This is a genomic window from Streptomyces sp. NPDC051173, assembly GCF_040689515.1.
Taxonomy (GTDB): Bacteria; Actinomycetota; Actinomycetes; order Streptomycetales; family Streptomycetaceae; genus Streptomyces.
Genome location: NZ_JBFBBD010000065.1, coordinates 1 through 20870, shown reverse-complemented (window position 1 = coordinate 20870; position 20870 = coordinate 1). Strand labels below are relative to the sequence as shown.

The following is a 20870-nucleotide window of genomic DNA, read 5'->3' as shown; positions in this document are numbered from 1 at the left end:
CGATCGGGGACGCGGAGCGTCCCGCCGGGGACGGCCTACCTTCTGCGGAGCCCGAAGTAGAGCGCGCAGAAACCGGCCGGTGCCACGAGGAGCGCCGCCGCGGCGTTCAGGCCGCCGTAGCCCGCGGCGGCGACCAGCCCGCCGGAGAGCGCCCCGCCCGCCGCGCCGACGAGGTTCATCAGGGTGTCGGAGAGCCCCTGGACCTCGGCCCGGTGCTCGGCGGCCACGGACTCGCTGAGCAGGGTGGACCCGGCGACGGTCGCGCACGACCAGCCGATGCCGAGGAGCAGGAGCCCGGCGGTGATCGCCCAGCGGCGGTTTCCCGCAGTGCCCGCGAGCAGCGTCGCGGCGACGTAGACCACCTGCCCGAGCAGGATCACCGGCACCCGGCCGACGCGGTCGGTGAGCCGCCCCACCAGTGGCGACAGGCCGTACATCCCGGCGATGTGCAGGCTGACCGTGAAGCCCACGAGGCTCAACGAGGCTCCGTGGTGGGCGAGATGAATGGGCGTCATCGTCATCACCGACACCATCACGGCATGCCCGAGCACCAGCGCGGTCAGCCCGGTCAGCGCCGAGGGTGAAGCCGAGACGTGACGCAGGGCTCCGCTCATTCGGGTACGGAAACGGGTCCGGCCGGTGACGTCCCCCGCGGCTTCCGCGGCATCCTGGACGGCCAGCAGAAGGGGGTCCGGGCGCAGCCGTACGTGGACGATCGCGGCTCCCGTGCAGAAGGCCACGAGGGAGAAGACGAAGGTGCCCGCGGCCTCCGGCACCCCCAGCGCGCGGCCGAGCGCGGCGCCGGGGCCGCTGAGGTTGGGGCCGAGGACGCTGCCCACGGTGGTGGACCAGACCACGAGCGAGAGCTCGCGGGCCCGGGTGCACGGTGCGGCGAGGTCGGTGGCCGCGTAGCGGGACTGGAGGTTGGACGCCGTGCCCGCGCCGATGAGCAGCATCCCGAGCAGCACGAGGGGCGGCAGGTCCGCGCCCGCCGCCAGCAGCACCGTCAGCGCCCCGGCGGCCGCGACCAGCCAGCCGGTGCCGAGCCCGGCGCGGCGGCCGCGGGCCCGGGAGAGCGTGGCGAGGGGGACGGACAGCAGGGCGGCGCCCAGGGTCGTGAGCGTGGTGCCGAGGCCCGCGACGGCCTCGGAGCCGGTCAGGTGCTCGATCAGGATTCCCCCGGAGGAGATCATCGAGCCCATCCCGATCCCGGCGGCCACCTGCGCCGACATCAGGACCCTGACGGTGTGCCGCTGGACTGCGGCGCGTCCGGCCGCCGGGGATATGCCGGGTATGTCGGCGGAGTCCGAAGCGGACTCGGGGACTGCGGTCATGCGCGACAGCGTAGGGGCGGCCCGCCCGCCCCGGCACCGGCCGTGACCAGGTCCGGCCGCTCCGGCGGCGGTGGTCCGCGCGGGGGTGTGCCGAGTAGCGTTCCCGGTCATGGAACCGCAAGGCCCGCAAGGGACGATCACCGTGGCGCGGGCGCTCGGCCTGCCCGCCCTGCGCAAGGGCCTGCCCGAGGTGCTGGCCGCGGGCGACCGGCTGGACCGCCCGGTGCGCTGGGTGCACGCGGGCGAGGCACCGCACATCGCCACCCTCCTCAAGGGTGGCGAGCTGCTGCTGACCACCGGGCTGGGGCTGGGCAGCCGCCCGGCGGAGCAGCGCGGCTTCGTCCGGGGCCTGGCCGAGCGGGGCATCGCGGCGCTGGTGGTGGAGCTGGGCGCGCGGTTCGCGACGCTGCCCGCGGCGGTCGTGGACACGGCCCGCTCGCTGGGCCTGCCGCTGGTCCAGCTGCACCGTGAGGTGCCGTTCGTCGCGGTGACCGAGGAGATCCACACCGAGCTGGTCAACGAGCACTACGCCCTGCTGCGGAGCGCCGAGGAGGTCCACCGGCGGTGCACGGAGGTGCTGCTGGGCGGTGGCGGCGTGCCCGAGGTGCTGCGGCTGTTCGCGGGCTTCACCGGCAATCCCGTCTTCCTCCAGACGCCGGACGGGCGGCTGCTCTACGCGGCGGGGCCCGCGGGCCGGGCGGGCGCCGATCCGCTCCAGGTGTGGGAAGGGCTGCGTGACGCCGGGCTCGCGGGCGCGCTGACCACCGACATCCCGGGCCAGGGCCCGGGGCCCGGCGCGGTCCGGGCCCGGCTGACCGTGCTGCCGGTGAACGCGCCGTTGGCGCCCGTGCACCGGATCGCCGCCGACCGTACGGCCGGGCTGCTGGCCGTCGTGCTCCTCCAGGCCCGGCAGGAGGAGGAGCTGGCCGCGCGCGGCCGGGGCGACTTCCTCTCCGGCCTCGCGGACGGCCGCGTCGACTCTGCCGACGCCCTCGCCCAGGCCCGGGTGCTCGGCTTCCGGCCGGGTCCGGGCCCGCTGCTGCCGATGGTGCTACGGCTGGCCACGGATCTCGTACCGCCCGACAGCTGGGCCGCGCTGGTGTGCGCGGTGCAGGAGGAACTGGCCGCGGTGGGGGCACCGGTGCTGCTGGGCGTACGGCTGCCGGAAGGCCGGATACCGCTGCTGGTGGGGCTCCGGGACGAGGCGGAGCGCCCCGCCGTCGCCGACCGGGTGGCCGGGGCGCTGCGGGCCGGGGCCGAGCGGTCGGGGCAGCGCCGCCCCGTGGTGGTGGCGGGCGCGCCCGCCGGGTGGGAGACGGTGGGGGCGGGCCTGCGCCACGCCGCGGAGGCGGCGACGGCGGCCCACGGCCTGCCGGACCGGCTCTGGCACGACGTCCGGCAGCTGGACGTGGACGTGCTGCTGTGGCGGCTGCGCTCGCAGGGCGACCTCGCGGCGTTCGTCGACCGGGTGATCGGACCGCTCATCACCCACGACCACGCGTCCCGCCAGGCACTGCTGCCGACGCTGGAGACGTATCTGGCCCACGCGGGACGCAAGGCGGAGACGGCACGCGAACTCCACCTCAACCGCCAGACGCTCTACGACCGCCTGGCCCGCATAGGCCGCCTCCTGGGCACGGACCTGGAGGACCCGCACACGGCACTCTCGCTGAACCTGGCACTACGGGCACGACGGCACGTGGGGTAGGCCGTCGATTTCCCCCGGCGAGGGCCTGTCCGACGGATCGCCGCAAGGCTGTCTGCTGTCTGCCGCGGGGCGCCCTCAAACGCCGGACGGGCTGCTATTACGCACCCAACATCAGCCATATCCAGCCCGTCCGGCGATTGAGGACACCGCCGCGCAGCGGTGGTGCGGACGACAACCACCCGCACCCGACCACAAGATCCGCCGGACAGGCCATGGTGCACGTGGACGATCACGCCCACCGAATCCAGCCCGTCCGGCGATTGAGGACGCTCCCGCAGGGAGCTCCCGCCGCAGGCGGCAACGGCGAAGAACCAGGAACAATCCGCCGGCAAAGCGCAGCGAACCGGTCAGCGCCGCCGCGAGCTCAATTCGTCGTACACGCTCAGCACATGCGCCACCGTGTCGTCCTCCGTCGGCCACGTCGCCGCCTGTTCGCGGCCCGCTGCCGAGAGTTCCGCCCGCCGGACCGGGTCGGCGAGCAGTCGGCTCACCACGGCGGCCAGCGCGGCCGCGTCGCCGTACGGGACGAGCTCGGCCGCCTCGCCGACCAGGTCCGGCACGCCGCCGACCGCGGTGGCCACCAGGGGGACGCCCGCGTGCAGGGCCTCCTGCGCGAGCACGGAGCGGGCCTCCCACCGGCTGGAGAGGATCGCCACGTCGGCCGTGGCCAGCAGGTCCGGCACGTCGTCGCGGTGGCCCACCAGGAGGACCGGCAGGCCCTCCGTCTCGATCCTGCGCTGGATGACCGGCCGCTCGCTGCCCTCGCCGGCCACGACGAGGAGGGGCTCCGGGTCGAGTTCGCGCCAGGCGCGGGCCGCGTCGAGGAGGGGGCCGTGGCCCCGGTCGGCCTCCAGCCTGCCGACGGTGACGAGCAAGGGCCTGGCGACGGCGCCGAGTTCGGCCCGGGCCTTGTTGCGCGCCGGTTCGTCCTCCTCGGGGGCGGGACGCGGCGCGGGCACCCCGACCGGGGCCAGCCGGGCGTCCCGGGCGCCGCGCTGCCGCGCCCGGTCGACGAGCTCCGAGGTCACCCCGAGCACGACGGCCGCCGCGCGGGCCGCCTGCCGCTCCATCAGCCGTACGAGCTGGGCGCGCGCCCCTGCCGCGCGCGCCCTCGTGTGCCAGGTGACAACGAGGGGCGTGCGCCGTCCCCGCAGCGCGAGCGCCGCGAGCACCCCCGACCGGAGGCCGTGCGCGTGGACCACGTCCGCGCCCGTGCTCGCGGCCCGGATCCGGGCGACGGCCAGGGCGTCCGGGCCGGTGCGCAGTGGCGCGAACGAGGCGCCGCCGACGGCCCCGGCGCCCGTGAAGCCGTACCCTTCGCCCGTGCGCCGCGGTGCGCACACCGTCACCCGCAGCCCGCGCGCCACCAGCCCGGCGGCCAGCGACCGCACGTGCGGTCCGCTGCCGGAACCGCCGCCGCCCAGCACTTGCACGGCGTGCAGGGGTGGGCGCCCGTGCGGCGAGACGGGTGTGCTGCTCACGCGGGTGAAGCTCCTGTTCCGGCGTCGGGCGAGGACGGACGGCGCTGCGGTGCCGCGCCCAAGGATGCCAGCCTCCACCGACATCCCGGCACCACCGTCTCGCGGGTCGGCCGCCTTACCTCGCCCACGCATCCGCGGATTCACTCACATAGGTGATTCTTGGCGGCCGGTCTCACGACCGCGGTGGAATGCGCTACCGGTCGCGTGGCCGCGCGCCGGCCACGCTCACGTACCACCGGCGGAACGGCCTCACGTACCACCGGAACGGCGGCCTCACGCCCCCCGTGGGAGCGGTGCGCGCGCGGCCGCGAGGAGTTCCTCCGCGTGGGCCCGGGCCAGGTGGGAGTCCGACTGGCCCGCCAGCATGCGGGACAGCTCCCGCACCCGGTCCTCCCCCTCCATCGCCTGGACGCCGCTGCGGGTCACCGACCCGTCGTGGGTCTTCTCGACCACCAAGTGGCGGTCGGCGAAGGCGGCCACCTGCGGAAGGTGGGTGACGACCACGACCTGCGCGGTCTGCGCGAGGCGGGCCAGCCGGCGGCCGACCTCGACGGCGGCCTTGCCGCCGATGCCGGCGTCGACCTCGTCGAAGAGGTACGTCGGCACGGGGTCGGAGCCCGCGAAGACCACCTCGACGGCGAGCATCACGCGCGACAGCTCACCGCCGGAGGCGCCCTTGGCGATGGGGCGCGGCTGGGCGCCGGGGTGGGGGGCGAGATAGAGCTCGACCTCGTCGGCACCGTGCGGGCCGTAGGCGACGGGGCGCCCGCCCACCTCGATGCCGTGGTCGGCCTCCGACTCCGCGACCTCGCTCTGCCGGATCGCGAAGGAGACGCGCGCGTGCGGCATCGCCAGCGACGCGAGTTCCCCGGTGACGGCCTCGGCGAACCGCTCGGCCGCCTCCGTCCGCGCGTCGGTCAGCGCCTGCGCGAGCTCACCCAGTTCGGCGCGCAGCGCGTCGCGTTCGGCGGTCAGTTCACCGATGCGGTCGTCGTCGCCCTCCAGCTCGGCGAGGCGGCCCGCGCCCTCCTCCGCCCAGGCCAGGACGCCCGCGATGTCCTCGCCGTACTTCCGCGTCAGGTGCGTCAGGGCCGCCCGCCGCTCCTCGACGGCCGCGAGCCTGCGCGGGTCCGCGTCCAGGTCGGAGGCGTAGCCCGCGAGCTCCCCCGCCACGTCGGACAGCAGGATGCCGATCTCACCGATCCGGTCGGCGAGGCCGGCCAGGGCCGGGTCGTGGGCGCGTACGGCCTCCACCGCCCGCTGCGCGCCCGCGACCAGGGTCGCGGCGTCGATGCCCTCGGGGTCCTCGGGGTTCCCGGCGAGGGCGGCGTGGGCGACGGTGGCGGCGGAGGCGAGGGCCTCTGCGTGACCCAGTCGGGCGGCCTCGGCGGCCAGTTCGGTGTCCTCGCCGGCCAGCGGCTCGACGGCGGCGACCTCGTCCAGGCCGAAGCGCAGCAGGTCCGCCTCCTGCGCCCGCTCGCGGGCCCGGGTGGTCAGCTCGGCCAGCTCGGCGGCGACGGCCCGCAGCCTGCGGTAGGCGCCGGCGTATTTGGCGAGCGGCACGGACACGGCGTCGCCCGCGTACCGGTCGAGCGCCTGCCGCTGCCGGGCGGGTCTGAGCAGCCCCTGCTGGTCGGTCTGCCCGTGCACGGCCACGAGGTCGTCGGCGAGCTCGGCGAGCAGGCCGACGGGCACGCTACGGCCGCCCACATGGGCGCGCGAGCGGCCCTCGGCGGAGAGGGTGCGGCTGATGAGCAGGGTGCCGTCGTCGAGGTCGGCGCCCGCCTCCTCCGCGCGGACGGCCGCGGGCGACCGGCGGTCGACGGTGATCCTCCCCTCGACCACCGCGCTCTTGGCGCCCGTCCGCACCAGCGCGGGGTCGGCCCGCCCGCCGAGCAGCAGACCGAGGCTGGTGACGACCATGGTCTTGCCCGCGCCGGTCTCGCCGGTCACCGCGGTAAAACCGGGCGCCAGCTCGACCACCGCGTCATCGATGACGCCCAAGGACCGGATCCGCATCTCCTCCAACACGGATACGACCATACGAGGTTCCGGGGCCCCCTCGCGACGGCCACCCCCATCGGCCGCCCTGGGGAGAACCCCACCATCGCTCCGGGTGATCCCTCCATGGCCTCCGCGCCCCTTACCGAAGAGGCTTGTCCCGTCACACCGGAACGCGTCCCCCACGAGGTCACGATGAGGTACGAGCCCGTACCCCCCGCATCGCCGCGCTGCTGCTGACGACGGCGGTCGCGCTGACCACCGCCGCCGGTTCCGGGAACGCGCTCGCCCGTGGCCCGGGCGGTGCGGCGCTCGATGGCACGTGGCGCATGGACGGTTACGGCACGGTCGTCACCGTGACGGACGGGGGCCGGAAGCTGCGGACGTACGAGACCACGGCCGTCAGCTGTATGCCCGGCGAGCTGACAGCGACCCGCTCCGACGCCGGCGGCCCGTTCCGGCAGGAGGGCGAGGCGCCCGTCACGGTGACACAGAAGGGGCACGACCGGGCGGAGCTGGCGTTCGGGGACAACGTGGGGCACCGCACGCTGCGCCGGATCGCCGCACTGCCCGCGGACTGCCGCGGCGAGACCGGCCCGGACCCGAAGGCGGACCCGCGGCAGGTCTTCGACACCTACTGGCGGACGTACGCCGAGAACTACCCCTTCTTCGCCGCGCGGCACATCGACTGGAACGCCGTACGCGACCGCTACCGGCCCCGGATCACGGCGACCACCGGCCCGGACGAGCTGTTCTCGGTCCTGTCGGAGATGGTCCGGCCGCTCCACGACGGGCACACCGGCCTGGTCGACCCGCAGCACCCCGAGGGCTATTTCGCCGGGCACCGCGAGGACACCGTCATCCCCGACGAGCAGGAGCGGAACCGCATGGACAAGGCCGCCGCCGAGAGCGTCAAGGCGGCCGGCGGCAAGGACGAACGGTCCTGGGCGGGCGGGAAGATCACCTACGCGGAGCTGCCGGGCCGGATCGGCTTCCTCCGCATCACCACGTTCCTGGGCTACGCGAAGGGCAACAGCTACGAGGCCGACGCGGCCACTCTCGGCAAGGCCCTCGACGAGGTCTTCACCACCGCCCGCACGAACGGCCCGGACGCCCTGCGCGGCCTGGTCCTCGACCTGCGGCTCAACGGCGGCGGCTCGGACCGGCTCTCCCTGGACGTCGCCGAGCGGCTGACCGGGCGGCCGTACACGGCCTACCTCAAGCACGCGCGCGACGACGCCGGCGACCCGCGGAAGTTCACCCCCGCCGAGCCGGTGCGGGCCCTCCCGCACCCGGGGCCCGTCTACACCGGCCCGCTGACCGTCCTCACCAGCCGGCTGACGATGAGCGCGGGCGAGACCCTCACCGAGGCACTGCTCGGGCGGGGCCCGAGGCCGGTGCTCATCGGCGAGAACACGCAGGGCCTCTTCTCCGACCGACTGGAGCGGACCCTCCCCAACGGCTGGCGGTTCTGGCTCCCGAACGAGGAGTTCCTGAACGGCTCGGACCACCGCACGACGTACGACGGGGCGGGCATTCCCCCGGACGTCGCCGCACGACCGGAGACGGCACTGCCGGTGGCTCTGGCGCGGCTGAGTTCCAGCTGAACGCCGGACGGGCCGGTTTTCCAGCCCGTCCGGCGTTTGAGGACAACGCGCGAAGCGTGTTGCGGGGGTCTGGGGGCTTGCCCCCAGTTTCGGGAAGGGGCGGGGCTGGGGAACAAGCCCGCCGCAGGCGACAACGGCGAGCAACCCCCACCCCGTCAATTAATGCGGAGCCCCCCGCCACCCAGCCACCGGCAGCGCGAACTTCGCCACCAACCGGTCCGTGAACGACGCATGGTGCAGCCGAGCCAGCCGCACGGGAACAGCCCCCCGCCGCACCTCCACCCGCGCCCCCGCGGACAGTTCCACCGTCCGCCGCCCGTCACACCACAGCACGCCGTTCGGCGTCTCCGGCTGCACTTCCACGGCGAGCACGGAATCCGGCGCGGTCACCAGCGGCTTGGCGAAGAGGGCGTGGGCGCTGATGGGGACCATCAGCAGGGCCTCGACCTCGGGCCAGACCACCGGGCCGCCGGCGGAGAACGCGTAGGCCGTCGAGCCGGTGGGGGTCGCGCAGACGACGCCGTCGCCGCCGAAGCGGGAGACCGGCCGGCCGTCGACCTCGGTGACGACCTCCAGCAGCCGCTCGCGCGCGGCCTTCTCCACGGAGGCCTCGTTCAGCGCCCAGTCGGTGTGCACGATGTGCCCGTCGGCGCGGACGAGCACGTCGAGGGTCATCCGCTCCTCGACCTCGTACTCCCGGGTCACCACCCGGTCCACGACCTTGTCGAGGTCGTCGCGCTCGGCCTCGGCGAGGAAGCCGACCCGGCCGAGGTTGACGCCCAGCATCGGCACCCCGGAGCGGCGGGCGAACTCCGCGCCCCGCAGCAGCGTGCCGTCGCCGCCGAGCACGATCAGCAGCTCGCAGCCCTCCAGGACGTCCGGCCGGTCCGGCCCGGCCTCGACGAGTTCGGCCGAGGGTGGCAGCGGCAGGTCGGCGGCCTCCTCGGCCAGCACGCGTACGCCGATGCCGCAGCGCAGCAGTCCCTGGACGACGAGTTCGGCGCTGCGGATGGCCGCGGGCCGGCCGGTGTGGGCGAGCAGGAAGACCCTACGGCCGTCGGCCGCCGTCCTCTCCCCCTCGGCCGCCGCCCTGGTCTGTGCGGATACTGCTGTCGATGCTGCTTCTGAAGTGGTCAACGGGGCCCCTCCGCCACTGCACGGTCAACGTCCGCCGGGTCCAGTTCAGGCGCCCCGGCGCGCAGCCACAGAAAGTACTCGACGTTGCCCGAGGGTCCCGGCAGCGGGCTGGCCGTCACGCCCAGCACACCGAGCCCGAGCCCGGCCGCCTGGGCCGCGACCGCGCGGACCGTGTCGGCCCGCAGCTGGGTGCTGCGCACGACGCCGCCGCTGCCGAGCCGCTCCTTGCCGACCTCGAACTGCGGCTTGACCATGAGGACGAGGTCCGCGTCGGGGGCGGAGCAGCGCACGAGCGCGGGCAGCACGAGGCCGAGGGGGATGAAGGACAGGTCGCCGACGACGAGGTCGGCGGGCTCGCCGTCGATCTGCTCCAGCGTCAGCTCGCGGACGTTGGTGCGGTCCTTCACGGTGACGCGCTCGTCGCTCTGGAGCGACCAGGCGAGCTGGCCGTAGCCGACGTCGACGGCGACGACGTGGGCGGCGCCCGCGCGCAGCAGGACGTCGGTGAAGCCGCCGGTGGAGGCGCCGGCGTCGAGCGCGCGGCGGCCCTCGACCTTCAGCCCGCGGGGGACGAAGGCGGCGAGGGCGCCGGCGAGCTTGTGGCCGCCGCGGGAGACGTAGTCCGGGTCGTTCTCGTCGTTCGTGACGACGACGGCGGCGCTGATCTCCACCTGCGTGGCCGCCTTGGTCGCGGTCGCACCGCCGACGGTCACCCGGCCCGCCGCGATGAGCTGGCTCGCATGCTCGCGGGAGCGGGCGAGTTTCCGGCGCACCAGCTCGGCGTCGAGTCGGCTGCGGCGCGGGCGGGTCACTGCCACGGGTGGTTCAGCTCCTGTTGTCGTGCGAAGCGGGCGCGCCGGAGGGCGCCGTCGGCCCGGGGTGCCGGTCGAGCGCGGTGAGCGCGTCGCGCAGGCCCCGGTGTACATCCTCGTACACCTCCAGGTGACCGGTCGCGGCGAGGTGGTCGGCGTCGGCCAGCCGGACCAGCAGGCCGTCGACGGCGGGGTCGCCGGTGGGGGCGCGGTCGACACCGAGCGGGAGGGGCCCGCCCTCCCGCTCGTCCTGCGGTGCGCCGGTCATCGGGTCGGTCATGTCCCCGACGCTACCCCGTCCCGGCGCCTGACCGGCGTACGCGATCCTCTGGGGTAGCGTCCCTCTCCATGGCGACCATCGAGGAGTGCCGGGAGGCACTCGACCGGCTGGCGGGGAATCTCGCGGGGGCGAGCGGCGACCTGCGGGACGCCGCCGCGCCCGACCGCTCGCTCAGCTGCCACCTCTCCGATCTCGACGTCACCTTCACGGGCCACCTCGCGGGCGGTCACATCCAGGACGTGCGGACCCAGCCGGGCACTCCCGAGCGGCGGGCGGAGATCGCTCTGACGATGTCGGGCGACGACCTGGTGGCCCTGGTCGACGGTCGGCTGAACTTCGCGAAGGCGTGGGCCGCGGGCCGGGTCAGGGTGCAGGCGAGCCTCCGGGACGTCCTTCGGTTGCGGTCCTTGCTTTAGCCTCCGGCGGACCTTGTCCGTTGGGGGGCCACCCGGACTCCGCCACAAGATCCGCCTACACCCTGGCGGGCACGCGCCGCCGCCGCGCCGCCGGGACGACCAAGGGTGTGCCCGTCTCGGGGTCGTCGATGACCTGGCAGCGCAGCCCGAAGACCTTCTCGACCAGCTCGGCCGTCACGACCTCCCGCGGCTCGCCCTCGGCGACGACCCGCCCGTCGCGCATGGCGATGAGGTGGGTGGCGTAGCGGGCGGCGTGGTTGAGGTCGTGGAGGACGGCGACGAGGGTGCGGCCCTGCTCCTCGTGCAGCTGGGCGCACAGGTCGAGGACGTCGATCTGGTGCTGGATGTCGAGGTAGGTGGTCGGCTCGTCCAGGAGCAGCAGCGGGGTCTGCTGGGCGAGGGCCATGGCGATCCAGACGCGCTGGCGCTGGCCGCCGGAGAGCTCGTCGACGTGGCGGTCGGCGAGGCCGTCGACGCCGGTCGCGGTCATCGACTCCACGACGATCCGCTCGTCCTCCCGCGACCACTGCCGCAGCAGCCCCTGGTGCGGGTAGCGGCCGCGGGCGACGAGGTCGGCGACGGTGATCCCGTCCGGGGCGACGGAGGACTGCGGGAGCAGCCCGAGCGTGCGGGCGACCTGCTTGGCGGGGTACGAGTCGATGGCCGCGCCGTCGAGCAGCACGGCTCCGGAGGCGGGCTTGAGCATGCGGGAGAGGGCCCGCAGGAGGGTGGACTTGCCGCAGGCGTTGGGCCCGACGATCACGGTGAAGGAGCGGTCGGGGACGGCGACGGAGAGGTTCTCCGCGATGACCCGCTGGTCGTAGGCGAGGGTCACGGACTCGGCGGTCAGCCGGGGCTCCCCTGTCGCTTCGGCCGTCGACCGCACGGCGGCCTCGCGTACGTCGCTCACGGTGGTCTCTCCTTGTTCGTTCGTCTTGTGCGGCGTGTGCGGCGTCATATCCGGCCGGCCTTGCGCTCGGTGAAGAGCAGCCACAGCAGATAGCAGCCGCCGAGCATGCCGGTCACCGCGCCGACGGGCAGCTGGTCGGCCCCGAAGAGCCGTTGCGACGCCCAGTCGGCGGTGATGAGCAGGACGGCGCCCATGCACGCGGAGGCGGGCAGGTTGGGGCCCGGCGCCCGGGTCAGCCGCCGGGCGAGCTGCGGGGCGGCGAGGGCGACGAAGCTGACGGGTCCGGCCGCGGCGGTCGCGGCGGCGGTCAGCAGGACGGCGGCGCCCATCACGACGATCCGGACGCGCTCGGCCCGTACGCCCAGCGCGTACGCCGCGTCGTCGCCCATCTCCAGCATCCGCAGGGCGCGGCCGTGGCCGATGACGACGGGGAAGAGCACGGCCGCCACGCAGAGCAGGGGCCATACCTGGCTCCAGTCGCGGCCGTTGAGCGAGCCGACCATCCAGACCAGCGAGCGGGTCGCGTCGACGAGGTCGGCCCGGGTCATCAGGTAGTCGCGGACACCGGTGAGCACGGCGGCCGCGCCGATGCCCACGAGGACGAGGCGGTAGCCGTGGACGCCCTTCTTCCACGCCAGCAGGTAGACGGCGACGCCGGTGAGGAGCCCGCCGGCCACGGCTCCGGCCGCGACGGCGAAGGGTTCGCCGTGGAAGAGGATGATGACGACGAGCGCCCCGGCCGCCGAGCCCTGGCCGAAACCGATCACGTCGGGGCTGCCCAGCGGATTGCGGGAGACCGACTGGAACACCGCGCCCGCCAGGCCCAGGCAGGCGCCGACGAGCAGCCCGACGAGCACGCGCGGCAGCCGCACGTCCTGGACGATGAACTCCTGCGCGGTCGTGCCGCCGCCGGCGAGGGTGCGTACGACCTCGGCCGGTGCCATCGGGAAGTCGCCGGTGCCGATGAGGGCGACGGCGGCGGCCGCGGCGAGGAGGAGGAGCGCCGCGACGACGAGGACGGCGCGGGTGTCCACGCGCAGCGAGAGCCCGCCGCGGGTGCGGAGCACCTTGGGCCCGGCCGATCGCGTCCGCCGGGGCGTGGGGGGTGACGACACACTCACTGCTGGACCACCCTCCGGCGGCGTACGAGGTGGATGAAGACGGGCCCGCCGATCAGCGCGGTGACGATGCCGACCTGGAGTTCGCCGGGCCGGGTGACGACCCGTCCGAGCACGTCGGCGCCGAGCAGCAGCACGGGTGCGAGGACGGTCGCGTACGGCAGGATCCAGCGCAGGTCCGGGCCGGTGACGGCGCGGACCAGGTGCGGGACGATCAGGCCGACGAAGACGATCGGCCCGCAGGCGGCGGTCGCCGCGCCGCACAGCAGAGTGACGGCGGCCATGGCCAGGACGCGGGTGAGCGTGGGCCGGGAGCCGAGCGCGAGTGCGGTGTCGTCGCCGAGCGCCATGGCGTTGAGCGGCCGGGCGAGCGCGAGGGCGAGCACGACGCCGAGGCCGATGAAGGGCGCGATCCGGCCGACGGTGCCCATGTCGGCGGAGGCGAGCGAGCCGACGGTCCAGAAGCGCATCCGGTCGAGCGCGGCGGAGTCCATCAGCTGGACGGAATAGACGTAGCCGTACAGCGCGTACGTGACGGCCGTGCCCGCGAGCGCGAGGCGCACCGGGGTCGCGTTGCGGCTGCCGCCGAGGAAGTGGACGGCCACGGCGACGACGGCCGCGCCGAGGAAGGCGAACCACATGTAGCCGCTGATCGTGCCGATGCCCAGGAAGCTGATGGCGGAGACGACGGCGGCCGCGGCCCCGGCGTTGACGCCGAGGATGCCGGGTTCGGCGAGCGGGTTGCGGGTGAGCGCCTGCATCACCGCGCCCGCGAGTCCGAGCGCGGCGCCGACCAGGATGCCCAGGAGGGTGCGGGGCAGGCGCACTTCGCGGACGACCACGGCGTCGGCACCCGACGCGGAGTGGAAGAGCGCGTCCCACACCTGATCGGGGGGGATCTGTCTGGCGCCGACGGCGACGCTCGCTACGGCGACCAGGAGCAGGGCTCCCAGCGCGGTGAACAGACCTGCCGCGCGGGCCGCGTTGCGGCCGGGCGGCGCGGGCCGGGGCGGGGCCGCCGGGGATTCGGGGAGACTGTCGACCAACACCAGGTTAGGTTAGCCTACCCTGACACTGTCCCGTCGAGTGAGTACCGAGAGAAGCGCATCCATGAGCACCCCCCGCATCCCAGGCATCAGTTCCCTGTCCCGTCGCGGCCTCCTGACGGCGGGTGGCGTACTCGGCGCCGGCGCCCTCCTCAGCGCCTGCGGGAGCGGGAAATCCTCGGGAGGCTCGGACTCCGGCTCCTCCGGCGGCTCCTGGACCTTCAAGGACGACCGCGGCGAGACGGCCAAGGCGGGCAGGACGCCCAAGAAGGTCGTCGCCTTCACCGGCTCCGCCGCGGCCCTCCACGACTTCGGCTTCGACTGCGCGGGCGTCTTCGGCCCCACCAAGCTCAAGGACGGCAAGCCCGACCCCCAGGCCGGCGACCTCGACGTCGACAAGGTGACGGTCCTCGGCAACACCTGGGGCGAGTTCAACGTCGAGAAGTACGCCGCCATGGGCCCCGAACTGCTCGTCACCAACATGATCCAGGGTCAGGACCTCTGGTACGTCCCCGACGACAGCAAGAAGAAGATCCTCGGCCTCGCCCCCTGCGTCGGCATCAGCACCTCCAAGAAGTCGCTCACCGACGTCATCGGGCGCTACGCCGAGCTCGCCGAGTCCCTCGGCGCCGACCTCCGGGCGAAGCGCGTCGCCGACGCCAAGCAGCGCTTCGAGAAGGCGTCCGAGACCCTCCGCAAGGCCGCCCGCGACAACAAGGGCCTCAAGGTCCTCGCCGCCTCCGGCGCCGCCGACATGCTCTACGTCTCCGACCCGGCCGTCTACGCCGACCTCACCTACTTCAAGCAGCTCGGCGTCGAGATCGTCGTCCCCGACAAGGTCACCGGCGGCTTCTTCGAGAGCCTCAGCTGGGAGAACGCCGGCAAGTACGCCGCCGACCTGATCCTCCTCGACAACCGCACCGCCACGCTCCAGCCCAAGGACCTCGCCGCCAAGCCCACCTGGGCGGGCCTGCCCGCGGTCAAGGCGGGCCAGATCACCCCCTGGCTCAGCGAACCGCGCTACTCCCACGCCGGCTGCGCCCCGCTCGTCGAGAGCCTCGCCGCCGCGGTCGAGAAGGCCAAGAAGGTCAGCTGACGGCCCCTCACGCCGGCCACCACCGGCCACCGTGTCCGTCGCGCCCGCCGAAAGGATCACGCCCCGCATGACCATCACCGCCACCGCCACCGCCACCCCGTTCCGCTTCTTCGACCTGCGCGTCCTGCGGGCGGTACGGGTCAGCCCCGCCATGATCCGCGTCACCTTCGGCGGGGACGACCTCGCCACCGCCGTCAGCGGCGGCCGCGACCAGCGCTTCAAGCTGTTCCTGCCGCAGCCCGGCCAGGACACCCCCGTCCTCCCCGAGGACCTCGGCGAGGGCTGGTACGCGCAATGGCGCGCCCAGGACCCGGCCGTACGCGCCGTCATGCGCTCGTACACCGTCCGCGACCTGCGCGAGGACCCCGCCGAGCTCGACGTCGACTTCGCCGTCCACGGCGACGCGAACGGCCACGGCGGGCCCGCCACGAACTGGGCGCAGGCCGCCCGCCCCGGTGACCGCGTCGCCGTCCTCGGCCCCGTCGTCGAGGACAACGGCGGCGTCGACTTCCAGCCACCGGCCGGCACCGACTGGACCCTCGTCACCGCCGACGAGACCGCCCTGCCCGCCGTCGCCGGCATCCTCACCTGGCTGCCCGCGGGCACCCGGGCGAAGGTCTGGATCGAGGTGCCGCACGCCGACGACGTCCAGGACCTGCCGACCGCCGCCTCGGCGGAGATCACCTGGCTCGTACGGAGCCCCGGCCACGCGAGCCCGCTGGTCGACGCGGTGCGCGCGGCGGAGCTGCCCACCGGCACCCCGTACTCCTGGATCGCCGGCGAGGCCGGCATGGTCCGCACCCTCCGCCGCCACCTGGTCGGCGAACGCGGCTTCGACCGCCGCGCGGTGAGCTTCACCGGCTACTGGCGCCGGGGCGCGTCGGAGGAGGACCTCCTGGCGGAGCTCTCCTGAGACCGAGGACGCCGACGGGCCCCCGCCCTGCCGCCAGGGTGGGGGCCCGCGCACGTCCCGGACCAAACGCGGCCGGGGGGTCAGAACCCCAGCCGCGCCAGCGCCTTCCCCGCGTCCAGCTCGCACCGCCCGGACCCCGCCGCCGACCAGGCGGCCCCGCACAGCGCCCGCAGCCCGTCGACCGGCTCACCCGAACCCGTCAGGGCCAGCTCCCCGTCCTCCGCCGAGGCCGTCCACCCGCCGCACCGGAAGTCGTCGCCGACCGGCGGCTGCGCCTGGAGCAGCCCCCGCAGGTCCTCCGCCACATACGTCGGCCGGTGCTCCGGCGGCGCGGCGAGCAGCTGCGCGGCCGTGGTCACCCCGGTCAGGACGAGCAGCGAGTCCACGCCGCCCACGTACGCGCCCTCGATGTCCGTGTCGAGCCGGTCACCGACGACCAGCGGCCGCTCCGCGCCCGTGCGCAGCACCGTCTCCCGGTGCATCGGCGGCAGCGGCTTCCCCGCCACCTGCGGCTCCGCGCCCGTCGCGATCCGCACGACCTGCACGGCCGCGCCGTTGCCGGGCGCGATCCCCCGGGCGCTGGGAATCGTCAGGTCCGTGTTGGAGGCGAACCACGGCACGCCCCGCGCCACCGCGTACGACGCCTCCGCCAGCCGCGACCACGGCATGTCCGGCCCGCCGTAGCCCTGCGCCACCGCGGCCGGGTCATCGTCCGCCGAGTCCACCGGCACCAGCCCGCGCTCCTCCAGCGCGACCCGCAGCCCCTCCGTCCCGATCACCAACACCCGTGAGCCGGACGGGATCTGATCGGCGATCAGCCGCGCCACGGCCTGCGCCGAGGTGATCACGTCGGAGGGCTCGGCGGGCACACCGAGCTCCGTCAGGTGCGCGGCGACCGTCTCCGGCGTACGCGCCGCGTTGTTCGTCACGTAGGCGAGGTGCATCCCGCCGTCCCGCGCCGTCCCCAGCGACTCGACGGCGTACGCGATGGCCTCGCCGCCCGCGTACACCACGCCGTCGAGGTCCAGCAGCGCCGTGTCGTAGGCCGCGCTCAGCGGCTCGCGGCTGCCGTCGGGCCGGATCCTGACGGTCTGGTTCATCGTGAACTCACTCCTTGTGCTGTACGTCTCTTCCCCGATCATTGCTCATCCGGCCATGAGACATAACATTTCCCAATGAGCACTCCAGGCCGGACAGCGGATACAAGGCAGGGTCTCGAACTCGCGCCGTTCCGAGGGCTGCGCTATGTCCCGGAAAGGGTCGGCAGCCTCGCCGCCGTGACGTCACCACCGTACGACGTCGTCGTACGGCCCGACGGCCTGCGCCACCTGGAGACCGCGGACCCCCACAACATCGTCCGCCTCATCCTCCCCCAGGCCGCCACGGCCGCGGACCGGCACCGGCAGGCCGCGGAAACGTTGCGCCGCTGGCAGGACGAGCGGATCCTCGCCGCCGACCCCGAGCCCGCGCTCTACGTCTACGAGCAGCGGGGCGACGGCATACTGCAGCGCGGCCTCATCGGAGCCCTGCGCCTCAGCCCCCGCGAGGAGGGCGTCGTGCTCCCCCACGAGGACGTGATGCCGCACATCGTCGAGGACCGCGCGGCCCTGATGCGCGGCACGGGCGCCAACCTGGAGCCGCTGCTCTTCTCCTACCGCGGGAACGACAGCGAGGGCGGCGCGGCGGGCGTCATCGAGCGGGTGACCCGTACCGCTCCCCTGCTGTCCACCACCACCGACGACGGCTACGCCCACCGGCTGTGGTCCATCACCGACCCGGACGACCTGGGCCGCGTCGGCGAGGACCTGTCCCGGCAGCAGGCCCTCATCGCCGACGGCCACCACCGCTGGGCCACCTACCTCCGGCTGCGCGCCGAGCAACCCGCCGACAGCCCCTGGGACTTCGGCCTGGTCCTCCTCGTCGACACCGCCCGCTACCCCCTGCGCGTACGGGCCATCCACCGCCTGCTGCACAACCTGCCGGTCGCCGAGGCACTCGCCGCCGTCGGCACCGCCTTCCGCGTACGCACCCTCGAAGGCTCCCTGCCGGAGGCCCTGGACGCGCTCGCCGAGGCGGCGGGCAAGGACGGCAACGCCTTCGTGCTCGCCGGCGACGGCCGCTTCCACCTCCTCGACAACCCCGACCCCGCCCTCCTCGCCCGCACGGTCCCCACCGACCGCCCGGAGGCCTGGCGCACACTCGACGCGACCGTCCTGCACTCGGTCCTCCTGGAACACATCTGGCACGTCCCGGACGACCCCGAGCACATCGGCTACATCCACGAGACGGCAGCCGCCGTCAAACAAGCCGAACGCCACGGCGGCACGGCGGTCCTGATGCACCCGGTCTGCGAGGACGTCGTACGCGAGTTGGCGGAACAGGGCGTCACCATGCCCCGCAAATCCACCTCGTTCGGTCCCAAGCCGGCCACGGGCCTGGTGCTGCGGAGCCTGGCGCTGAGCTGACACCGCCCGGCCGACGCCCGGAACGCCGAAGGGCGGAACCCCCGGTGGGGGTCCCGCCCTTCGGCGTTCGCGTCAACGCGTGAGCGGTCAGCTCTTGTCGTCGGACGGCTTGTCCTCGGCCGTCTTCTCCGCAGCGGGCTTCTCCGCGGCCGGCTCGGGGGCCTCGGTGGGCTCCTCGGGCATCACGGGCTCCACGAACTGCGGGGCCGCGGCCGGGGTTTCGGCGGGCTGCTCCGGCTCCGCGGCGGGGGCCTCGGCGGTCTCGGTCTCGGTCACGGCCGTGCCGGCCGCCGGGGTCTCCTCGTCCTCGTCCGCCTCGACGAGGGCGTCCGTGAACTCCACGCCGTCCAGCTCCGCGAGCCGGTCGGAGGCGTCCGTCATGCCGCCCTGGTCCGCCTCGAGGGCCTTGGCGAACCACTCGCGGGCCTCGTCCTCGCGACCCACGGCGAGCAGCGCGTCGGCGTAGGCGTAGCGCAGGCGGGCGGTCCACGGCTGGATCGAGCTGGACGCGAGCTCGGGGCTCTGCAGGGTCACGACCGCAGCGTCCGCCTGGCCCATGTCCTTGCGGGCACCGGCGGCGACGAGGCGCATCTCGACCTGGCCGGCCTTGTCCAGCTTGTGCACCTCGGGCTCGCCGGCCATGGCCAGCGCACGCTCCGGACGGCCCATGCCGCGCTCGCAGTCGGCCATCACGGGCCACAGCTCGACGGAGCCGGTCATACGGCGCGCGGCGCGGAACTCGGCCAGCGCCTCGGTGTACTTGCCCGTGCCGTACGCGGCGAAGCCGGCGGCCTCACGCACGGCGGCGACGCGGGACGCGAGGCGCAGGGCGATCCGGGAGTAGGCGTACGCCTGCTCCGGGTCCTCGTCCAGCAGGTTCGCCACCATGACGAGGTTGCGCGCGACCTCCTCGGCAAGGCCCTTCGGCAGGCTCATGAGCTCCTGCTTGACGTCCTTGTCGATCTCGTCGCCGGTCACGTCGTCGGGGATCGGCAGACGCTTCACGGGCTCGCGGTCACGGTCCCGGTCGTCGCGCCGGTCGTCACGGCGGCCGTACCCACCGGAGCGCTCGTCGCGCCCACCGCGGTAGCCGCCGCCACCCTGCCGGTCGTCACGACGCCCATAGCCGCCACCGCCCGGACGACCACCACGGTCATCGCGGCCACCACGGTAGCCACCGCGGTCGTCATCACGACGCGGGCCGCGGTCATCGTCGCGGCGGGGGCCACGGTCGTCGCGGCGGAACGACGGACGGTCGTCACGACGCTCGTCACGACGGAAACCACCACGCTCGTCATCACGACGCGGAGCGCGGTCGTCACGGCGGTCGTCGCGGCGGAAACCACCGCGGTCGTCGTCACGACGGGGCGCACGGTCGTCGCGACGGAACGACGGACGGTCATCGCGGCGGTCGTCGCGGCGGAAACCGCCACGGTCGTCGTCACGACGGGGCGCACGGTCATCGTCACGGCGCGGAGCACGGTCGTCACGGCGGAACGACGGACGGTCGTCACGGCGCTCGTCACGACGGAAACCACCGCGGTCGTCATCACGACGGGGCGCACGGTCGTCGTCGCGGCGGAAGGAGGGGCGGTCGTCGCGGCGGAAGCCACCGCCCGCGGGACGGCCACCACGGTCGTCACGCCCACCGCGGAAACCCCCACGGTCGTCGTCACGACGCGGACCGCGGTCGTCATCGCGGCGCGGAGCGCGGTCGTCACGACGGAAGGACGGACGGTCATCGCGGCGCTCGTCACGACGGAAACCACCGCGGTCGTCGTCACGACGGGGCGCACGGTCATCGTCACGGCGCGGAGCACGGTCGTCACGGCGGAACGACGGACGGTCGTCACGACGCTCATCGCGACGGAAACCACCACGCTCGTCATCACGACGCGGGCCGCGCTCGTCATCGCGGCGCGGAGCGCGGTCGTCACGACGGAAGGACGGACGGTCATCGCGGCGCTCGTCACGACGGAAACCACCGCGGTCGTCATCACGACGGGGCGCACGGTCATCGCGCGGGAAGGAGGGGCGGTCGTCGCGGCGGAAGCCACCGCCCGCGGGACGGCCACCACGGTCGTCACGCCCACCGCGGAAACCCCCACGGTCGTCGTCACGACGCGGACCGCGCGGGCGGTCGTTGCCACCACGGTCGTCGCGACGGAAGCCACCGCCGCTGGGACGTCCACCACGGTCGCCCTCACTGCGCGGACCGCCTCGGTCGTCGCCACCACGGTCGTCACGCCGGTACGCCGGCCGGTCGTCGCGGCGGAAACCGCCCCGGTCGCTGCCCGATCGGTCGTCGGGAGAGTTGGTGGACATCGACGTGACTCCTGTCTTCGGGTACCGCAGTCATTCTCGCGCAACCGATCGACCGGCGCGCTTCGGAAAAAACAAAAAGGACCATTGGTCCCAGCGTGAACGCTGGGACCAATGGTCCTTGAAATATTGTTCGGCGGCGTCCTACTCTCCCACACGGTCCCCCATGCAGTACCATCGGCGCTGAAAGGCTTAGCTTCCGGGTTCGGAATGTAACCGGGCGT

General features: G+C 74.3%; 18 protein-coding genes and 1 rRNA gene. 6 read left to right on the top strand and 13 right to left on the bottom strand.

Annotation, left to right across the window (positions count from 1 at the left end; genetic code table 11):
- Positions 1-35 precede the first annotated feature (35 nt).
- On the bottom strand, positions 36-1334 hold the full coding sequence (locus AB0435_RS26740; protein WP_366007181.1) for an MFS transporter: 1299 nt from the start codon (positions 1332-1334) through the stop codon (positions 36-38).
- Positions 1335-1443: 109 nt separating this feature from the next.
- On the opposite strand from AB0435_RS26740, the gene AB0435_RS26735 reads away from it, so the two are divergent.
- On the top strand, positions 1444-3042 hold the full coding sequence (locus AB0435_RS26735) for a PucR family transcriptional regulator (RefSeq protein WP_366428130.1): 1599 nt from the start codon (positions 1444-1446) through the stop codon (positions 3040-3042).
- Between the two features lie 347 nt (positions 3043-3389).
- Here AB0435_RS26735 and AB0435_RS26730 read toward each other — a convergent pair whose 3' ends face one another.
- Together AB0435_RS26730 and recN are read right to left on the bottom strand one after the other, a co-directional pair.
- Positions 3390-4523, bottom strand: a complete 1134-nt coding sequence (locus tag AB0435_RS26730; RefSeq protein WP_366007183.1) for a glycosyltransferase family 4 protein — start codon at positions 4521-4523, stop codon at positions 3390-3392.
- Between the two features lie 273 nt (positions 4524-4796).
- Positions 4797-6566, bottom strand: coding sequence for a DNA repair protein RecN (gene recN / locus AB0435_RS26725; protein WP_366007184.1), 1770 nt, complete (start codon positions 6564-6566; stop codon positions 4797-4799).
- Between the two features lie 113 nt (positions 6567-6679).
- Between recN and AB0435_RS26720 the strand changes: the two genes are divergently transcribed.
- A complete protein-coding gene (locus AB0435_RS26720) occupies positions 6680-8131 on the top strand; it encodes a S41 family peptidase (RefSeq protein WP_366428129.1) in 1452 nt (483 codons plus the stop codon).
- Positions 8132-8290: 159 nt separating this feature from the next.
- Here AB0435_RS26720 and AB0435_RS26715 read toward each other — a convergent pair whose 3' ends face one another.
- From AB0435_RS26715 to AB0435_RS26705, 3 genes are read right to left on the bottom strand one after another with little or no spacing between them, the layout of a single operon-like run.
- Positions 8291-9268, bottom strand: coding sequence for an NAD kinase (locus tag AB0435_RS26715; protein WP_366008257.1), 978 nt, complete (start codon positions 9266-9268; stop codon positions 8291-8293).
- Positions 9265-10080 carry a TlyA family RNA methyltransferase gene (locus AB0435_RS26710; RefSeq protein ID WP_366008267.1) on the bottom strand — a complete coding sequence of 272 codons (816 nt, stop codon included), beginning with the start codon at positions 10078-10080 and terminating at the stop codon, positions 9265-9267. The genes AB0435_RS26715 and AB0435_RS26710 overlap by 4 nt, the downstream gene beginning before the upstream one ends.
- 13 nt (positions 10081-10093) lie before the next feature.
- A complete protein-coding gene (locus AB0435_RS26705; RefSeq protein ID WP_366008258.1) occupies positions 10094-10360 on the bottom strand; it encodes a hypothetical protein in 267 nt (88 codons plus the stop codon).
- Positions 10361-10428: 68 nt separating this feature from the next.
- Here AB0435_RS26705 and AB0435_RS26700 point away from each other — a divergent pair, with 68 nt between their 5' ends.
- Positions 10429-10776, top strand: a complete 348-nt coding sequence (locus AB0435_RS26700) for an SCP2 sterol-binding domain-containing protein (RefSeq protein ID WP_366008259.1) — start codon at positions 10429-10431, stop codon at positions 10774-10776.
- Positions 10777-10831: 55 nt separating this feature from the next.
- On the opposite strand, the gene AB0435_RS26695 is transcribed toward AB0435_RS26700, so the two are convergent.
- Genes AB0435_RS26695 through AB0435_RS26685 form a run of 3 tightly spaced genes read right to left on the bottom strand, consistent with a single transcriptional unit; the run spans position 10832 to position 13853 of the window.
- The gene (locus AB0435_RS26695; RefSeq protein ID WP_366008260.1) at positions 10832-11734 is read right to left on the bottom strand and encodes an ABC transporter ATP-binding protein; all 903 of its coding nucleotides are present in this window, start codon (positions 11732-11734) and stop codon (positions 10832-10834) included.
- Complete coding sequence (locus tag AB0435_RS26690; RefSeq protein WP_366008261.1) at positions 11731-12801, bottom strand: iron chelate uptake ABC transporter family permease subunit; 1071 nt, start codon at positions 12799-12801, stop codon at positions 11731-11733. Before AB0435_RS26690 ends, AB0435_RS26695 begins: the two co-directional genes overlap by 4 nt.
- Before the next feature lie 2 nt (positions 12802-12803).
- Complete coding sequence (locus AB0435_RS26685) at positions 12804-13853, bottom strand: iron chelate uptake ABC transporter family permease subunit (protein ID WP_366008262.1); 1050 nt, start codon at positions 13851-13853, stop codon at positions 12804-12806.
- Positions 13854-13914: 61 nt separating this feature from the next.
- Between AB0435_RS26685 and AB0435_RS26680 the strand changes: the two genes are divergently transcribed.
- Together AB0435_RS26680 and AB0435_RS26675 are read left to right on the top strand one after the other, a co-directional pair.
- On the top strand, positions 13915-14946 hold the full coding sequence (locus tag AB0435_RS26680; protein WP_366008263.1) for an ABC transporter substrate-binding protein: 1032 nt from the start codon (positions 13915-13917) through the stop codon (positions 14944-14946).
- 67 nt (positions 14947-15013) lie between these two features.
- Positions 15014-15859 carry a siderophore-interacting protein gene (locus tag AB0435_RS26675; protein ID WP_366428128.1) on the top strand — a complete coding sequence of 282 codons (846 nt, stop codon included), beginning with the start codon at positions 15014-15016 and terminating at the stop codon, positions 15857-15859.
- A gap of 80 nt (positions 15860-15939) precedes the next feature.
- On the opposite strand, the gene AB0435_RS26670 is transcribed toward AB0435_RS26675, so the two are convergent.
- Positions 15940-16959 carry an HAD-IIA family hydrolase gene (locus AB0435_RS26670; RefSeq protein ID WP_366428127.1) on the bottom strand — a complete coding sequence of 340 codons (1020 nt, stop codon included), beginning with the start codon at positions 16957-16959 and terminating at the stop codon, positions 15940-15942.
- 75 nt (positions 16960-17034) lie between these two features.
- On the opposite strand from AB0435_RS26670, the gene AB0435_RS26665 reads away from it, so the two are divergent.
- On the top strand, positions 17035-18324 hold the full coding sequence (locus tag AB0435_RS26665; RefSeq protein WP_366008266.1) for a DUF1015 domain-containing protein: 1290 nt from the start codon (positions 17035-17037) through the stop codon (positions 18322-18324).
- An 87-nt stretch (positions 18325-18411) separates the two neighbouring features.
- On the opposite strand, the gene AB0435_RS26660 is transcribed toward AB0435_RS26665, so the two are convergent.
- The 3 genes from AB0435_RS26660 to rrf all read right to left on the bottom strand — a co-directional run.
- Positions 18412-19260, bottom strand: coding sequence for a hypothetical protein (locus AB0435_RS26660; protein ID WP_366428134.1), 849 nt, complete (start codon positions 19258-19260; stop codon positions 18412-18414).
- A 65-nt stretch (positions 19261-19325) separates the two neighbouring features.
- Complete coding sequence (locus AB0435_RS26655) at positions 19326-20570, bottom strand: hypothetical protein (RefSeq protein WP_366428126.1); 1245 nt, start codon at positions 20568-20570, stop codon at positions 19326-19328.
- A gap of 207 nt (positions 20571-20777) precedes the next feature.
- Positions 20778-20870, bottom strand: a 5S ribosomal RNA gene (gene rrf / locus AB0435_RS26650); the annotation flags it as partial.

What these genes read in the sequence shown, in the direction of transcription:
- AB0435_RS26670 (WP_366428127.1), bottom strand. Translation starts at nt 16,959, where the DNA reads ATGAACCAGACCGTCAGGATCCGGCCCGACGGCAGCCGCGAGCCGCTG.
- recN (WP_366007184.1), bottom strand. Translation starts at nt 6,566, where the DNA reads ATGGTCGTATCCGTGTTGGAGGAGATGCGGATCCGGTCCTTGGGCGTC.
- AB0435_RS26680 (WP_366008263.1), top strand. Translation starts at nt 13,915, where the DNA reads ATGAGCACCCCCCGCATCCCAGGCATCAGTTCCCTGTCCCGTCGCGGC.
- AB0435_RS26705 (WP_366008258.1), bottom strand. Translation starts at nt 10,360, where the DNA reads ATGACCGACCCGATGACCGGCGCACCGCAGGACGAGCGGGAGGGCGGG.
- AB0435_RS26665 (WP_366008266.1), top strand. Translation starts at nt 17,035, where the DNA reads ATGAGCACTCCAGGCCGGACAGCGGATACAAGGCAGGGTCTCGAACTC.
- AB0435_RS26660 (WP_366428134.1), bottom strand. Translation starts at nt 19,260, where the DNA reads ATGAGCCTGCCGAAGGGCCTTGCCGAGGAGGTCGCGCGCAACCTCGTC.
- AB0435_RS26735 (WP_366428130.1), top strand. Translation starts at nt 1,444, where the DNA reads ATGGAACCGCAAGGCCCGCAAGGGACGATCACCGTGGCGCGGGCGCTC.
- AB0435_RS26675 (WP_366428128.1), top strand. Translation starts at nt 15,014, where the DNA reads ATGACCATCACCGCCACCGCCACCGCCACCCCGTTCCGCTTCTTCGAC.
- AB0435_RS26700 (WP_366008259.1), top strand. Translation starts at nt 10,429, where the DNA reads ATGGCGACCATCGAGGAGTGCCGGGAGGCACTCGACCGGCTGGCGGGG.
- AB0435_RS26740 (WP_366007181.1), bottom strand. Translation starts at nt 1,334, where the DNA reads ATGACCGCAGTCCCCGAGTCCGCTTCGGACTCCGCCGACATACCCGGC.
- AB0435_RS26695 (WP_366008260.1), bottom strand. Translation starts at nt 11,734, where the DNA reads ATGACGCCGCACACGCCGCACAAGACGAACGAACAAGGAGAGACCACC.